This window comes from Bacteroides caecigallinarum (genome assembly GCF_021531075.1).
Classification (GTDB): Bacteria; Bacteroidota; Bacteroidia; order Bacteroidales; family Bacteroidaceae; genus Phocaeicola; species Phocaeicola caecigallinarum_B.
Map to the genome: position 1 here is coordinate 1 of NZ_JADYTJ010000186.1, position 233 is coordinate 233.

1 rRNA gene is annotated in these 233 nt (G+C 52.4%); it reads left to right on the forward strand.

Going from position 1 to position 233, the window contains the following annotated elements:
* Window positions 1-233 (forward strand): 23S ribosomal RNA (locus I6E11_RS15570); the annotation flags it as partial.

Consider the following 233-nt stretch of genomic DNA (forward strand, 5'->3'; position numbering starts at 1 on the left):
TGCTTGGTGGGTAGTTTGACTGGGGTGGTCGCCTCCAAAAGCGTAACGGAGGCTTCTAAAGGTACCCTCAGGCCGATCGGTAACCGGCCCAAGAGTGTAATGGCAAAAGGGTGCTTGACTGGGAGACAGACAAGTCGATCAGGTAGGAAACTAGAGCATAGTGATCCGGTGTTTCCGTATGGAAGGGACATCGCTCAAAGGATAAAAGGTACTCCGGGGATAACAGGCTGATC